The sequence below is a fragment of the Planococcus beigongshangi genome (assembly GCF_016820495.1).
Lineage (GTDB): Bacteria > Bacillota > Bacilli > Bacillales_A > Planococcaceae > Planococcus > Planococcus beigongshangi.
Genome location: NZ_JADHDU010000007.1, coordinates 81,677 through 97,358 on the forward strand (window position 1 = coordinate 81,677; position 15,682 = coordinate 97,358).

A 15,682-nucleotide genomic window follows, 5' to 3' on the forward strand; every position below is an offset into this window, starting at 1 on the left:
GGTGTGGCCATGCATAAAGTATAAGTTGTAGTGTATTGTCAAAATTGTTTAGAATTGTTTCTTTCCCGGGGACGCGATTTCTTAGGAATCGACTGTTCCCCCTACTGAAAACGCGTATAAGGCATCTGCATAGGCAACCATGGCATTGAGCTCACTATCCTCTTTCTCGAACCCGTGTGTTTTCATTTTGCGAATTAATTGAAATTCTTCTTTTTCTATTAATTTTTTAATTTCATTTTTTAACTGAGTAATTTGACCATGTTTTTCTTTCGAAATTGTTTGATAAAGTTCTTCCTCCAAAATTAGATAATCTACCAGCTCATGAGTATTGCTATAAAATTTATTCATGTCTTTTTGAAACAGGGCTTCTACTGCGCGATTATATTCCTTCGCAATGCCGTCATTAATTTCTGGTCTATTTGTTGTTTTCATAAAATCCTTACTATATTTAAAAATAACGACATCTGCCATTCCTTCGTTGTTCAGCTGCTTGTATTCTTCTTCTATATTTACAACTTCTTCACTTGAAGCTTGTGTATTCTCTAATTGGATATTATCTGTTGAATTGCTACATCCTACTAAAATCGCACATATCAAAACTCCGCTCCAAAACATCTTTTTAAAAGTAATCCTCTCCTCTAAAGCTTTAAAATTACCATACCTTATAATCATATAACTAACAATACATTCCATTTCCGATTATAATAAATCTGCTAAATACTTATCATGAACTATAAAAGCCGTTAATCGAGTAACGGCTTTAAAAAGAAAATTCTATTGAAACATCCCTTCCAAGGGAGCTGTATAATTCCCAAACAATTTATATGGATGTATAAAATGAAAAAACCAAAACCGAACTATTGATGCGAAAGGTGCGGCCATGGATAAGGCATAAATTGTTGAGTATTGTCAAGATCGTTTAGAATTATTCTTTCTCTTGGATGCGATTTCCAATGGTAAATTCCGAAAGGAGGTGAAAAAATGCCTAATAAACCAGTTCATACGGTTAAGAATCCCACTGGAGGTTGGGATAATAAACAAGGTGGAGAAGTAATCAGCCATCATCACAAAAAAGTCACCGCTGTTGATAGAGGAAGACAAACAGCGAAAAAAGATTCGACTGAACATCGTATTCATAATATGGATGGAAAAATAGCGCAAGCAAATAGTTATGGAAACGATCCAAATCCTCCAAAAGACAAACGCTAAACTTAATACACCAGCGATGTTATCAATCATCATCGCCGGTGTATTTCTTTTTATATTTTTAATATTCGCTTCCCAGGGAACCGTACTATTCCCAAACAACTTATAAGGATGCATAAAAAGAAAAAAGCACAACCGAAATGTTGATGTAGCTGGGGCGACTATGCATATAGTATAAATTGTAGTGTATTGTTAAAATCGTTTAGAATTGTTTCTTTCTCTGGGACGCGATTTTTTAACTTCTCTTCTTTTTAGTGTTTTTTTGAAGAGACCTAATTTATCAAATAAACCCAACACACACGCCTCCTGTATGGTTCTTTTTTCAAAAGTATACCTGCTGACCACCGGAATGATAGCCCTTTTCCAGTAACTCCTAAACATTTCCTGTACTCCCCACGATTTATACAGCTGACTAAAATGAAAAATCACACCCGCAGTGTTGATTCAGCGAGTGTGGCAATGTATAGATGATAAATCGAAATGTATTGTCAAAATCATTTAAAATTCTTTCTTCCCTATTGGAAACTTCCTCCAAAACTTAAAGCAGCCCCCAAAACAAATACATCTGTGAAGTAATTAGATAGAGCAAACCTCCGATTGAAACTACTTTAAATAATTGTCCGGGTGAAATGTATAAGATAAAAAGCGGGGCTGTCCAAGTCAGCAACTCCAAGATGTACCTGACATCGAAATACTAAAAGCCGAACAGCCTTGTCTGGTACTCCAACGAGTACCAGACAAGGCTGTTAATAAAAATATTATAAATAAATTGATTTGGTCTTTACTGTACCGAATATGCGCCATCAATAGGCAGAATAGCTCCCGTTATAAATGAAGCTGCTGGAGAAGCCAAAAATGCGACTGTTTGTGCAACCTCAACTGGTTCTCCGAGACGTTTGAATGGCGTGCGATCAATAATTGGTTGAACAAAATCATCTTCCAAAGTGGCTACTAATGGCGTGTTGATCCAACCTGGAGCTACAGCATTAACTCGGATACCATCTTTTGCATAGCCGATTGCCAATGACTTTGTAATTTGATCGACTCCACCTTTAGAAGCGCTATAGGCTGGGCCATAATCCGCACCGAAAATTGCTAGCATCGAGGATACATTGATAATTGAACCAATCTCTGATTTAGCAAGCAATGGATGTGCAAGCGTGCTGAAGTGGAATACCGCGTTCATATTAATATCAATCACTTTCTTGAATGTTTGCTGATTATATTGATCCGGCAGATTTACTCCTGCACCGTTAAACAAGATATCCAATGACTCAAGTGATGCCATGAATTTTTCAACAGCTGGTTCATCAGTTACATCCAGTTCAACCGGAATAATATCCAATTCATTAGGTATATTCAACGCTTCTGATTTCAATCCTGCCGCATATACCTTTGCTCCCAATTCCGCTAAATAGAGTGCGGTTGCTTCTCCAATACCTGAGGTACCGCCCGTTACAAGAGCTGTACGTCCTTTAAATAAGTTTTCTGCGAATGTTTGAGTTGTCATTTTTCTATTCCTCCGCTTCTATAGTTAGTCCAAGAAATCAGATTTCTTAGATAAATTTAATTATAAGGAACTTCTTGCACTAAAGCTTGTTCACTGCTCAGGAGGGATGAGACATACAATGGAAGACTCGCAGTAACTATTGCAGAAGGACTAATGCGTTTCTTCTTTTTCAGTAATGAAATGGATGGAATTCTAAGTAATAACTGCTCAAATTTCATCATCTATTCTCTGAAATAAGAGTTTCACTTCCCAGTGGTCAAGCCCCTCTTTTTTTGACACCAACTAATTGTGTATCAGCTAGCTAATTTTTTCGCATTCAAATAAGCGGCCGGCGTCAAATAACCCAGTCTTTTTTGAGTGCGTTCGCCATAGAACTTCGCTTCCCTGGGAACCGTACAATTCCCAAACAATTTATAAGGATGCATAAAAAGAAAAAAGTACAACCGAAATGTTGATGTAGCTGGAGCGGCTATGCATATAGTATAAATTGTAGTGTATTGTCAAAATCGTTTAGAATTGTTTCTTTCCCTGGGAAGCTATTTTTCAAAATACATTCGATTTCGGCACAAACCTTGATATGACGGCATTCAAAAGACCGCTAATTTAGGTTCGAATTAACGGTCTAATTGATGCTTTAATTATCGTTTTGCGTCCCTCAACTGAACGGGTTACTCCTATTGGTTCAGGCTTTTTTTCAATTACATGTTTCGCTAATAAACTTAATTCCCTTTGATACAAGGGCGCAATTTAAATTTTCAGCTAAATACATTTATAAATAACGTAATTATTATCGGATTAAAAATGTTTATAAAAACGACTGTAATTACTGGCAACACAAACCAAGCATTAGGTGCGGGACCATTTTTTTCAATGATTGCTGACATATTCGCTATAGCATTAGGCGTCTGCCCAAGCCCAACTCCTATATGCCCAGCGGCCATTACCGCTGCTTCATAATTTTTACCCATTGATCTAAAAGTTACAAAATATGCATAAATCATCATGATAATTGTCTGAACCAATAAAATAATTATCATTGGCAATGCTAATCCAAATAATTTCCAAATTTCCAATGACATCAAAGCCATTGTCAAAAATAAATTTAAAGATATATTTCCAATAATATCAACTTCTTTCATACGAACAGAAATCAGTTTGACATCAGCCAAAATACGAACAATAGTACCCCCAAATAAACATCCTACATAATAAGGAAACGTTAAACCCGTAAGATTTAATAAATATGAAATTATTGAACCACCCGCAGCTGCAATTAGCACCAACAGAACGCTATTTAAAACGTTAGCTTCAACCAAAAGAACAGATTCTTCCTTTTCTTCAGCTAAATGTTTTCCACTAGCTTGAGTGCTACTCAGTTTATATTTGTCGATAAGTCTTTTTGCAACTGGACCACCTACCACACATCCAATCATCAAACCAAATGTGGCTGAAGCGACTCCGACTACGGTTCCTCCATCTGCTCCTAAAGCTTCTAACGTAGGTCCAAAGGCTGCACCTGATCCAACTCCTCCTGACATCGAAATGGAACCCATAGCAATGCCAAGAAGTTTATCAAGGCCGAACAAGCTAGCTAATGAAACCCCAACGAGATTCTGGATTATTAAGAACACCACTGCAACTACCGCTAAAATTGCACCCTGTTTTCCACTTTTCTTAATAAGCGGCAGGCTGACTGAAAAACCAATACAGGTAAAAAAGATATTCATAAAAAAATCTTGCAATGAGGCATCTAAACTTATATTTATTATATTAGTCTGATAACCAGCAAATACCAACAAACTAAATAGAATTCCCCCAATAACAGGAGCAGGTATAAAAAAGTTTTGTAAAATTTTCACTCTACTTTTAATCCATTTTCCAATATAAAATACGATTACTGCCAAACCGACACTTTGAAGAATATCAAATGTTATCTGCATACTTCACTCTCCTCTTTAAGTCATAAATATTTACTCTTCTTAAAATGATAGCGCTATCAAGTTGTGTAAAAAAGTGCTCTATTCCAAAGTTGTTAGTGAATAACTTAACTATGTATACTCAGCAAGCTAAAGAAAAGCACTTATATTGATAAAATCAGATTTACAGTTTTTTATTGACTTACATTATTACTAGTAAAATATTATTGATTTGATTGAATATTCGTCAATCTATAAACTCACATCCTTTATCATTAAGCACTTTATCCACCCAAGTTCTATTCCAAGATCCATTCTTGATATCTTTCATCATTTTTTCTTCTTTTTTTACAGTTTCTTTAGCCATTTTTAATATTTCTAGAGCATCTATGGCATCAATTACAACTACGCCATCACTATCGCCGACAATAATATCTCCAGGTTTTACTGTCACTCCTCCACATGAAATAGGAAAATTTATTTCCCCCGGTCCATCTTTATAGGGACCAGCCGGGGTAACACCTGCTGCATAAACTGGTATAGACATTCCTCTGATATCTCCCACATCACGAATGGATCCATCAATTACAAAACCTGAGATTCCTCGTTTCTGCGCCCAAGTAATCATTAACTCCCCGATCAATGAATTAGTAGTGTCACCTTGAGCATCAACTATAATTACATCACCCGGTTGTGCCATATCAATTGCTTTATTAAGAAATAAATTATCACCTGGTCGAGTTTTAATTGTGAAAGCGGTTCCAATTAACGGGATATTGTTATAAGGTCTAATATTCGAACTAATACAAAAGGTCCTGTTCATGTTATCCGCTATATTGGCAACCGGAATTCCGGCAAAACCCTCTAATAAATTCTTTGATGGTCGTTTAAACTGTCTTTTTATGCGATATCCTATATTAGCCATTCCTATCATTCTCCTTTTTGTAAATGATGATAATTGAAGTGTTTTCGTGCTTCATCTAAGCGCATCCCATTTTCAATGGCATCTCTTATTCTGTCTTCTGCATTTGCAATTCTTTTTGCTTCGTCGAGTACTTGCTGTTCAATAATTTTAGGAACTACGACTACGCCGTCCGCATCGCCAACAATAATATCTCCTTTTTTTACAATGACGTTTGAAATATTAATCGTCTCACCGACAGTCTCAATCTGTACCCGTCCTTTCCCCGTTCTCATATACCGGTTTGTGCTAAATACCGGATAATCTAAATGGATACTACGATGTGTATCACGGCATACGCCATCTATTACTGTTCCAGCAATTCCACGCCTCTTTGCAACTCCTGTCAAAATATCTCCCCACACTGTACAATCAAGTCGACCGTTATTATCTAAAACAACCACGTCACCAGGTTCAACATCGTCAATAAAATCTCCAACTGTCCCTGGTTCTAAGTCAACCGGGCTGTACTTTACGGTGAAAGCCCTTCCAACTATTTTCCACTCAGGATTAATCGAACGAACTCCAAAACATTGTCCAAATACACCAATTTTATCTAGAGCATCCGATATAGTAGAAGTATCTAATTCTTTAAAAGAAGTAATAATCTGTTCCACTGCTATCACCCTTATCTTTTTTATTTACTGCCTGTATTAAAATGCGCCTTTCATTGACCTACTACATGAAAAAAGTTATTGAGCAGGCTAAATTTCTACCTCCTAAATCGTGACGCCCATTCGTATACACTCGGTCGACAATCTACACCAAAAAAATAAAGACGATAAACACACAAGTTTTTTTACTTTGTGTCTCGCATGCTTATCATCTTCGCAGCTTCTAAAGTACTGTGCTTCACATTTAATAAATGGCTTCTAAGACTGTCTTCACACGCCTTAAGATCTTGTTCTTTTAGACTGTTTATAATATCAAGATGTTCTTTTTTAGACTTTGATAACCGGGTTGGTTCAATAGCTGCAACTCTTCTGAAACGTTCTATTTGGTAACCTAAAGTATTTAAAAATTGCTTTAACCTTCGGTTGCCTGCTTTATCCATTATAAGTTGATGAAGACTAGTATCAGCTTTATGATATTCTTCCTTTGAGCTATCTGAGTTCAATGCTAAAAATAATGTTTCTACTTCTTTTAATTCTTCTTCGGTTATTTTATCCCCTGCCGATTGCAAAGCAAATATTTCTAACATAATTCTTAGACTAAAGATTTCTTCTACATCGTAAGGAGTTATTTGCGACACAAAGGTCCCCCGAGAATGATATTGAGAAACCAATCCATTCGCAACAAGTTCTTTCAGAGCTTCCCTGACTGGAGTACGGCTAACATTCATTTTAATCGATACTTCAGACTCAATAATGGGCGTACCAGGTAACAATTCATTTGAAAGAATTGCTTCTAATAAATATTCATATACTCGATTTTTATGGCTCATATGGATAATAGCTCCAATACATATTCAATTTATTTTGGTCGACACATTGTCGACTGAAATATATAATATCACATTATAAAAATTCCATCAATATTATATATTGCGATATTTCAGAAATCTATCAAATTTTAGTGATAAAGTTTATTGGAGTTGTATCCAGGCAGAGGAGGTTCAGGTTTAGTATAACGTTTAAGTGAGTCTTTCAACTCTCTATTAAAGAGGATTCATCATCTCACTGAAAAGAAACTGCTCCAATAAAATTACCCTCAATAATTCTAAACTCTTCATTGAAGTTCTATACTTTCAAAAATATGCTTTTAACTTACTTTCATTCCTAAGGCGGTAAAATTCATGATAATCCCAACTACTGAATAAATAGTAAAACTCCATCTACTTAAACCTTTTGTTCATGAGGATGGAGTTTCTTTAGTATGCAATCGACGTGAATTGTCAAAATCGAGTAGAATTTTTTCTTTCCCTGGGAAGCGATTCAAGTTCATCTTTCACGACATTTGGCAGATCCGGTGTGTAAGCCCGTAGTGTTTCTGTTTTGAAATCATGACGAACACGTACCAGAAAATCAATATTCTGTTCCATCCAACCGCCCTTCTTTGTTTTGTGACCGTATCCGCGGTCCATAATATACAGCGCACTATCGACATCAATAATGTGATTCACAGCATCCACGTCTGCGATATTGCCAATGGACGGAATCATTTTTTCCGGAAAGACGCTCTTCGTCGAGACAACCACCAGGCGAATGTGCAGCTTGATTCCGCTGGACACCTTCGAAACGGCTGTCCAATTCGATGCGCTATCCGGCAATTTGATGCAGGTCGCATCAATGAGGCGAAGAATCCCGACCTGGGGTTGATGCCTTCTGCGTGTCGCTGCAGAACCCAGTAATTGCGGGCTAAACGTCCCAACAGATCGGCTAGATGAGCCGTATTCAAATCGATCAATCGACGACTAACTTGTGAATGACTAATGGATTTCAGGTTCAATTCTTGTTGTAATGACTTTTCAGGACCAATGTTCAAGACAATGACCCGATGGGATTCCCACTTGCTAATATTCGCCATGATCATGAGTTAGACCAGCGAAAAATCGGTTAACTTTTTCGCGTCATAATTGAACAGCGGGCAAGCCAAAGTATTGATGGGCAGGAGTTTTAAATATTGACGAAAGACTTTCTTTTCGTCTTCACTTCTCATAAGGAAGCTCCTTTCTGTAGGATTAAAAACTGGTTTAGTCGTCAGTTTCATTCTACGCTTGGAGCTTTCTTTTTTATATTAATCTGATTCCTTTTTGGATAGTTCTTGCAGGAGAACCTTTCCTTGTAAGCTATGCAACGCTAGTGGGTAACTTCGCTTCCCAGGGAACCGTACAATTCCCAAACACTTTATAAGGATGCATAAAAAGAAAAAAGTACAACCGAAATGTTGATGTAGCTGGGAGCGGCTATGCATATAGTATAAATTGTAGTGTATTGTCAAAATCGTTTAGAATTGTTTCTTTCCCTGGGAAGCGCTTTTTAATCTTCCGCAATCGATGGTTTAACTTTACGCAGATGTGGCTCATTCGCTATGCAATAATCAGGGAGGCGATTTTCAAGGTGTAATTATTTTACTAATAGAAACTAAAAAGAACAGGGAAATCCCTGTTCTCCGTTTTTTCATGCTAATTGAACTCCAAAATTGGTGCATAATTGCTGAATATCAGACTGATAACCGTTTCCGACTGCAGTGAACTTCCAATCTTCGTTATAACGATAGATTTCCCCAACTATCAGACAAGTCTCCGGACCACCACCATTGGCCAAATCAAACTGGAACATTTCCTCCCCGGTTTCTGCATTCGTTATCCGGATAAAGGCATTGTTCACCATGCTGAAATTCTGCTCTCGATTTAAAGCATCGTAGATAGTTACAATAAACACGATTTTTTCCACTTCGCTTGATACTTTATCCAGTTCCACTAAGACCGTTTCAGTATTATTTACTGCATTATGACTATCCTTCAATAAATTCGTGCTGCCATCTGGCGATTGAGGGTTGTTGTAGAATATAAAAAATTCTTCCTTCGGCACCTTTTGATTTTCATTCAAAAGGAATACATGAACGTCAAGATCGAACTCTGTTCCTTGCTGGCTGCTGACATCCCAGCCTAGTCCGACTTTGAGTTTCGTCAGCGGCGTGTCCTCCATAGTTAAGGAGACACGCTCACCTTTTCGTAATGACGGCCTCTTGATTGGAGCAGGTGTCGTTTCAATTTCCACTAATTTGGTCACCGGTTCTTCTGATTGAAGGGCTGACACTTCCGGTTCTTTCTCAGAAGACTTCTCTTCTTTCACTTCCGAATCGGCTGGTGTTTCAGGTGCTGTTTCTTCAGCCGGCACAGTAGTTGGGTTATCCAATTGTTCTACTCGCTCATTGGACATAATGATGGACTCGTCGATAATGCTCAAATCCAATCTGTTCGCTCCTACCTGCTTGGCAATTGCCGTCGCTTTTTCAATCACTTTCTTTGTAACAGCATGCGGGTAAAAGTCTTTGACAACCAATTTGATGAACTCAGGCGGAAGTTCTTCAAGTGTCTTCTTAAATGAGGTGAGCAGTTTATCCCGGAAGATAATTTCCTCAGTGGCTTCTCGAATGCTGTTTGCTGATATCTTCGTGTAACTGAGTAAATTCAAGAAGTAAAAATCATAATCCGTAAGATTTAAAACATCTAAGGAGTAAAAGGGCTCGATATCCATGAGATTTTCATAGTAGAAGTCCGTAAAAAAGTGATAATTTCGTCCGTCTGTAATGATTCCCAGTTGTACTTCCGGTGTGGAATTATAGTATTTCTGCAGTTGATGGTAATGCCTTTTAATATTGGTGTTTAAAGGCTTGGCCTCAATGATAATTTTAAAGTCACCCAAATCCAGCGCATAATCCACTTTGTCATTGTTCCCCCGCAGGTTGGCCGGCTTGAACTCATGCTTCAAGACATTCGGATCCGTTATGTCGTATCCGAGTGAAGTGAGGAAGGGAAGAATAAGAAAGTGCTTCGTTGTCTGTTCATTAAAGGTCATTTCTTCATCGGTGAGAATCTTCTTTAAATTATCAATTGATTTTTGTGCAGAAATATCGAGCATATGCCTCTCTCCTTTAGTTTTACTTGTTCCTACTTACCATCTTAACCCATTGTAACATTTCTCCGGCAGAGGTAATTAATGTCAAGCTATTTTATATTAACAATCCCAAAGAAAAAGAGAGGGATTAGATTAACGGGTTCCGTTTCCTATCGCAAAACATAAAAAAATGATTCTGGTTATTTCTTTTCCAGCAGCTCCCAGATGTTCCCTGTGTTGCGAGTAATTATGAATACTTAAGTTCCCAGATAAAAATACAAAAGCCGAATCCGCTAACCCTTAAGGTTAATGAATTCAGCAATTTTTTCACGCAATTGTAGTTCGTAAATTTGATTTGTCTAATGAGACAGCTTATGACCCACCATCGGTTACTTGTTCCGCTGGCAAATAGTTTCCGCTGACCACATCCAATTGCAGCAGGCTGCCATCCGAGTCGATTTTATACGTACCAACAGCCATCTCGCCTTGTCCTACTTCAATAATCAGGTACCCATTTTCATCGAAAGACATATCGTAGCTATGTGTCGAAAAATCAATTCCTTCATTATAAGAAATCAAATCAAGCGTTTCATCAACCGTCATCTCCGTATGGCCTTTTCTGCTGCCATCAGCTGTTTCGTCCTGGACTTCTTCATCCGGTTGATCTGCAGCATCATCAGAAGTGGACTCCTGCTCATTTTCACTCTTTTGGCTGGAGGCAGTATTTTGTTCGCCTGCAGAAGCAGCATCACTTTGACTAGCCTCCTTGGTTTGGATTTGATCATTTATGGCAAGCTGGTAATAGTCGTTATTGAACCATACCGATAAAATGCCTTCCTTTTCCTTCAACTCTTTTGGGACTTCTACGAGATACAAAACGACCGCTTCATTTAAAGAAGGAATCGAGGTGATGTTTGCGTAACCTAAATCGGAACCATCTGCTTCCAGCAGGGTCGGAAACCCGCTGTATTCATAGTATTGCTCGTAAATCACTTTAGCAGCGAAAACAGAATCAGCTGGCAAGTCGGTCGACTTTAAGTTTTCCACCGTTGTTTCCAGCACCAAGTACATATTTGATTGGGCATCAGGCTCGTAATAAGTCGAAAATGACCCTGGATTTGGCGGCGCGACTTTATCCGTATAATAGACATTATCCAGCGTCAAATCCGCATATTGAGGCACTTCGATCGTTTCCCCTATAGCTAGAACTGGCTGGCTTTTAGCATACTCATCCATCGTAGTGGTTGTTGTATAAACCTTCCCGTCAATTTCCACATCTATCTGAATCTCTTCTGTTCGCTCAAAATCCGGAACTTCAGCAATATAATGGACAATTGCACTCTTCAGTGGCTCGATCGTTTCAAACTCACCCGTTCTCAGCATACTCGCATTACTGTATTCAACCTGCTGAAACGTCGAATACTCATGATCGCCAATTGTATAGGTAATATTCAACAGCTCTTCCGGAACTTTTTCGGCCGTATTCAAGTTCTTTACATCAATTATAATATCTAGGTAGGTAAATTCTGGATCATCCACCTCTAATGTCGTGATGACAGATCCGGGGTTCGGTGGCGTGATCTGGTCACCGGCTGCAAGATGAATCACTTCATATGCCGTGACCTTTTCAATTTCGCTCCGCTCATTCAAGTTAAACTCCAATACCTCTTGTTCCACTGCTTTTTCCGGTTCTTCTTCGACGGCGCTGCAAGCCCCTAGAAGAAGTATAATCGCCAGCCCTACTACTTTCAGTTTCATCTTTTCCATCCTTCGCTCAAAAATCCCAGTCATTTCAGGAGAATCAATTACCAGTTTCCGAGCATTTTTTATTAAAAACAATTCATTTTCCCATAAATTCGGCTTTTTGAGAAGTGAATTTTAATAATGTCACTTTGTTGGATTCCAGAAAGCTTTCTAAAAGTGTTTTGTCCAAGCCTCCGAAGTGACTTTAAGCAGAGACACGGGTCATTTCTTCCGACCATGGCCATCCCCTCGTTCTTTCAGCTTTTCTTTAATTGTAGTGAGGGTTAACTTCGTTTCCCAAGGAACCGCACAAAAATACGAAAGCCGAATTCGCTAACCCTTGAGGTTAAGGGATTCGGCAATTTTTTCATGCAATTGTGGTTAATAATTTGAATTGGGTTTGAGACAGGGAGCAATTTATTAACTATATCGGACTTATCCGCTTTTTATATGCATCAAAATGCTTTCTTAAAAAGCTTCTAAATGCTTCTGACCCAAAGTCATATGACTCATTTTCATGAAAGGTGAAATGAACTGCCGCAAACAATTTGGGGTCATCTGTCACCTTAACGCCATTCCTTCCTCTTTGATGCCCATATGTTATACCCAATTCGGTTATATCGTCGAGGTGTAGTTCACCCTCCAAGTGATCCATTGATACAGACAAACTAGTCGGGTTCTCATCTATTTTCATCCAGCGTTTTTTCTCGGTTCCTACATTAATACTGACTCTATTTGGGTTAGTTGGGCTGACATTCACCTTAACGCCAGGAAATTGATTAATTTGTTTTAACAATTCTTCTTTAAATTCATTTCTTTTCATTACGCTTAACCTCCATTTACATTTAACTTCAATCTATTACTTCCTATGAATCTGATGGTTAAATGCTTCTACAATTAAAGCTTTCAACTCGAATAGCTCATTAGGATGGAACTTTTCTAAATCTAACGTTACCCCTCTACCTATTCCGTGCTTTGAGCCTTCAACCCGCGGAAATACTTGGACCTTTCCTTGCTCCCGATAAACTTTAATGACGTTCTTCTCCGATTTTTTAATGACAGGATTCTCCACTTCCCAATACTTAGTCATCTTTACTCCACCTTTCCATTGTTTCTGTTTTCGACTATTGCTTCTGCCAAATCCAGCATAACCTTATATACGCTTAGAACAGTCTGTGAATCTTCCGGATCACCGAAATGTTCTTTTATAGTTTTTAAAGCCTCCGCAGGTGTTTCTTCTATAAAAGAATTTACATTAGAAATTATGAGATCAACCCTTTTTTTATTTTCGGGAATAAAAACATGCAAAGGGGATTCTATTTGCATAAAGTCGATATAGGACACATCTCCGGATCTGCGAAAGAAGTCTTGAATGTTACTTACTGCTTCCACGTATAGAGTCGGGCCATGATCATTAGGCATCACTGACTTAATATACCGTTCAATCTCCATTGATCCACCTGCTTGAATATTTTTCAATAGATCTGAAGCGGTGACCAGCAGATAATGATTAATGGGACTGTTTTCTTCATATAGATCCGCGTCAATAACTGCAAGCATGACTTCTGATGTTGGCAAACTCACACCATGCCTTCTCTTATAGAGTAATCGTGCCACTTCATTCGAAGGTACCATCCAGTTTTTCCATTGTTTGATTGCATTCAATTTTCCATTCCTTACGTACTGTCTTATTGTGACGATTGACATTGAAGTCACTTTCGCTACTTCTTCCAAGGTGTAGAGATCATTATTTCTTATTTGCATTGGCAACTCATTCACTATGAAATCTTCTAGATTAAAGTAACGACTCGATATTTCTTGGATCCCCAACAGAATTTCTCTTTGGCTTTTTGTAAACATTTTATTTCCCCCTAATCGCTTATCATTTATATTCATTTATTATCACTTATATTCATTTATATATTTTTTATATTTATCTGTCAATATCAAAACCTTAAAATATATTGGATCTACAAATTTTCATTGGGTAACTCCGCTTCCCACGGAACCGCACAATTCCCAAATAATTAATATGAATGAGTAAAATTACAAAATCATAGCTGAAATGTTAGTGTAGACAATGAGATTATAGATAAATTATAAATTGTAGTGCATTGTCAAAATCGTTTAGAATTCTTTCTTTCCCTGAAACGCGATTCTCAATCTAACAATAAAGTGAAGAATTACAGCCAGGAAGAAGCGCAATTTCTGAATAAGAATTATGAAATTTAACTTCTCTGATAAAAATACAAAAGCCGAATCCATTAACCCTTGAGGTTAATGGATCCGGCAATTTTTTTGAGCAATTGTAGCTAATAAATTGAATTGGAGTAGATACAGGGATGCGATTTTAGAGTTTTTACACAGTCTTGTGATTTACACCCATGCCCCTAACCCTCACCCCATAAACCCATCAACTTCCGGAATCCCATAAATCAACCAATAAATCAGCTTCGCCTCATCCTTATTCCCTTCCTGCAGACTGAGCCGCCTCGGAAAAGCACCCGGCTTCTTGCCCTCTTTCAGCAGTTTAAAAAGATGCGGATTGCGCTTCTTGATGAATTGTTTCATTTCGCTCCTTTCGTGAGGTTTCAGAACGCCGGTATGCAGATCGGAGAGATAGTGGAAATACATGCCGATTCCTGTATTGTCCTCCAAAGCAAAGCTATCCGTAAGTTCACCCGCCTGCTCCCATTTTCCAGCATGGATATAAGCGCTCAGGAGCAGCCATTTCGCACCCTGATGGTCGAGCGGATTCTTATCCATGATCTCAGTCAACTGTTCAATTGCCTTGTCATATCTGCCCTGCTCCATCAGCCAGGCGCCATATGATAATAAAGCCCGTAGGAACGGCCGGTTCGGCACGTAGCCCCAGAGCACGTCAAAACTGTCATCGAAAGTCAGGTAACCGGTTTTCAAAGCATTTAAATAATGAAGCTCTTTTTCAACATCGTGCTCCGCAAATTCCGCCATCAGCAAATTCGCGTCGCCGCTTTTCGGATCCAGTTCGAGCGCTTCCCGTGCCAGCCGTTCGCGTTCTTTGCCATCCTTTTCAAACGCTTCGTAGCAAAGCTGCTGTGCCCGCTCAGCATCGGTTTTCGGCACGAACTTCACATTCGGCTGCTGCAGGACTTTATTGACATCAGCTACTGATTTGGCGTTCTCAGTACGCTTCATCGTTTCCCACAGCCCCCGCTCCGTCAGACGCGGATCGGTCCCCATCTCTGTGACAACTTCCGGCATGATCTGCGGTTGCCGATGCTGGTTTTGATGGTTGGGTTGACCATTTTTATCCCGGCCCACCCATTCCATTACAAACTCGCCGACCATGTCTCTGTATTTCGACAGGGTGCCAACGGTTGTTCCGAGCTCTTCCGCGATGATCTGCTGAGTCAAGTAAATTTCTTCAAACAGCCCGAAATCACTTGCCGCCTGCAGTATTCCCGCCGCCACGCCTTCCGGTTTCCGCGCCTTCACAGGCACTTCCTTCAGAAACGCAAACGCGATGCCTTCGATCGCTTCATTTTTCAAACCGTAGTCATCAATAAACCCGCTGACCAGCCCCATGACTTCTTCCTGAAACGGAGTCAGGTCCAACTTTGGAATCGATTCCACAAAAGAGCGGTACAAGTCCAGCGGATCGCTGACCCCTTTTTTCAGACGGGCAGCCAGTTCTTCAATGACTGTCTGCTGAAAAGCCGGAATTGTGATCAGCCCTTCTGCCGGTTGCATAGCCGGCTTGCCGTCACGCAGACTCCTTAAAAAGACACCGAAAAGCCACTCG

Annotated in this window: 14 protein-coding genes; 1 reads left to right on the forward strand and 13 read right to left on the reverse strand. The window is 39.0% G+C overall.

Annotated elements, in window-relative coordinates:
* Nucleotides 1–81: 81 nt before the first annotated feature.
* A complete protein-coding gene (locus IQ294_RS13895) occupies nt 82–597 on the reverse strand; it encodes a hypothetical protein (protein WP_238942850.1) in 516 nt (171 codons plus the stop codon).
* Nucleotides 598–981: 384 nt separating this feature from the next.
* Between IQ294_RS13895 and IQ294_RS13900 the strand changes: the two genes are divergently transcribed.
* Entirely contained in the window at nt 982–1,209 is a 228-nt protein-coding gene (locus IQ294_RS13900) for a DUF2188 domain-containing protein (RefSeq protein ID WP_203334653.1), read from the forward strand.
* A gap of 778 nt (nt 1,210–1,987) precedes the next feature.
* Here the strand turns inward: IQ294_RS13900 and IQ294_RS13905 are convergent.
* The 12 genes from IQ294_RS13905 to IQ294_RS13960 all read right to left on the reverse strand — a co-directional run.
* A complete protein-coding gene (locus IQ294_RS13905) occupies nt 1,988–2,716 on the reverse strand; it encodes an SDR family NAD(P)-dependent oxidoreductase (protein WP_203334654.1) in 729 nt (242 codons plus the stop codon).
* 755 nt (nt 2,717–3,471) lie between these two features.
* Nucleotides 3,472–4,656 (reverse strand): sodium/glutamate symporter, encoded by a 1,185-nt coding sequence (gltS, locus tag IQ294_RS13910; RefSeq protein ID WP_203334655.1) that lies wholly within the window; start codon nt 4,654–4,656, stop codon nt 3,472–3,474.
* Between the two features lie 223 nt (nt 4,657–4,879).
* Complete coding sequence (locus IQ294_RS13915) at nt 4,880–5,557, reverse strand: RraA family protein (protein WP_203334656.1); 678 nt, start codon at nt 5,555–5,557, stop codon at nt 4,880–4,882.
* 5 nt (nt 5,558–5,562) lie between these two features.
* Complete coding sequence (locus tag IQ294_RS13920) at nt 5,563–6,210, reverse strand: RraA family protein (RefSeq protein WP_203334657.1); 648 nt, start codon at nt 6,208–6,210, stop codon at nt 5,563–5,565.
* A gap of 182 nt (nt 6,211–6,392) precedes the next feature.
* Nucleotides 6,393–7,037, reverse strand: a complete 645-nt coding sequence (locus IQ294_RS13925) for a GntR family transcriptional regulator (protein WP_203334658.1) — start codon at nt 7,035–7,037, stop codon at nt 6,393–6,395.
* A gap of 450 nt (nt 7,038–7,487) precedes the next feature.
* Nucleotides 7,488–8,000 (reverse strand): transposase, encoded by a 513-nt coding sequence (locus IQ294_RS13930; RefSeq protein ID WP_349291369.1) that lies wholly within the window; start codon nt 7,998–8,000, stop codon nt 7,488–7,490.
* Between the two features lie 712 nt (nt 8,001–8,712).
* Complete coding sequence (locus IQ294_RS13935; RefSeq protein WP_203334660.1) at nt 8,713–10,179, reverse strand: TerD family protein; 1,467 nt, start codon at nt 10,177–10,179, stop codon at nt 8,713–8,715.
* A gap of 348 nt (nt 10,180–10,527) precedes the next feature.
* Nucleotides 10,528–11,913, reverse strand: a complete 1,386-nt coding sequence (locus IQ294_RS13940) for a hypothetical protein (RefSeq protein WP_203334661.1) — start codon at nt 11,911–11,913, stop codon at nt 10,528–10,530.
* A gap of 409 nt (nt 11,914–12,322) precedes the next feature.
* Nucleotides 12,323–12,721: a hypothetical protein gene (locus IQ294_RS13945; RefSeq protein ID WP_203334662.1), complete on the reverse strand. Its 399-nt coding sequence runs from the start codon at nt 12,719–12,721 to the stop codon at nt 12,323–12,325.
* Between the two features lie 36 nt (nt 12,722–12,757).
* Nucleotides 12,758–12,988, reverse strand: coding sequence for a hypothetical protein (locus tag IQ294_RS13950; RefSeq protein WP_203334663.1), 231 nt, complete (start codon nt 12,986–12,988; stop codon nt 12,758–12,760).
* A gap of 2 nt (nt 12,989–12,990) precedes the next feature.
* Nucleotides 12,991–13,758 carry a helix-turn-helix domain-containing protein gene (locus tag IQ294_RS13955; protein WP_203334664.1) on the reverse strand — a complete coding sequence of 256 codons (768 nt, stop codon included), beginning with the start codon at nt 13,756–13,758 and terminating at the stop codon, nt 12,991–12,993.
* 537 nt (nt 13,759–14,295) lie between these two features.
* The coding region (locus tag IQ294_RS13960) for a tetratricopeptide repeat protein (protein ID WP_203334665.1) at nt 14,296–15,682 on the reverse strand (1,387 nt) is incomplete at its 5' end.